At 71.1% G+C, this 585-nt stretch carries 2 protein-coding genes; both read right to left on the bottom strand.

The genetic code is table 11. The features are described from left to right. Window positions 1-293: endonuclease/exonuclease/phosphatase family protein (locus CFP71_RS42130; RefSeq protein WP_208636158.1), on the bottom strand; the 293-nt coding region annotated here is incomplete at its 3' end. A 94-nt stretch (window positions 294-387) separates the two neighbouring features. Beyond that, the coding region (locus CFP71_RS42125) for a trypsin-like serine protease (protein ID WP_425266652.1) at window positions 388-585 on the bottom strand (198 nt) is incomplete at its 5' end.

Genomic DNA, 585 nt, shown 5'->3' with positions numbered 1-585 from the left:
GTCGCGCCGATGGCCCGCGCGTCGGTCTTGTCCTCGAAGGTGGGCTCGCCGGTCAGGCCGCGCGTCACGTCTTCCAGGCCGACGCGGGACAGGATGGCCACGCCGTTCCAGCGCCCGATGCCGTACGCGGCCGTCTCGTAACCCGCTTCCCGTACGGCGTCATAGGGGAAGGCGTCGGTGCCGCTCTTGAGTTCTTGCAGGCACAGCACATCCGGTTGGGCCGAGCCGAGCCAGTCCAGCACCCTCGGCAGCCGGGGCCCGATCGAGTTCACGTTCCAGGTCGCGATCCGCATGCCCGCGAGCGTCCCACACCCCACCGACACCCGGACGCGAAAGGGCCCCTCCGAGACGGGTCGCGTCTCGGAGGGGCCCCACCGGGGTGTGAGGTCAGACCCCGGCGGTCGTGCGGATCCAGGAGCGGGCCGAAGCGACGCTGCCGTAGTTGTTGGTGCCGCGGGTGTTCGAGCCGCTCTGGTTCTGCACGGTCGAAGCGACGCCGACCTGGACGCCGTTGGAGACCTGGGGGCCGCCCGAGTCGCCCTTCCACGCCGAACCGTTGATGCCGACGCTCTGGATCGCCGGGCC

Origin of the sequence: Amycolatopsis thailandensis (assembly GCF_002234405.1) — a bacterium.
Lineage (GTDB): Bacteria > Actinomycetota > Actinomycetes > Mycobacteriales > Pseudonocardiaceae > Amycolatopsis > Amycolatopsis thailandensis.
The sequence above is the reverse complement of the archived record's forward strand: the minus strand, read 5'-3'. Positions and strand labels throughout refer to the sequence as shown.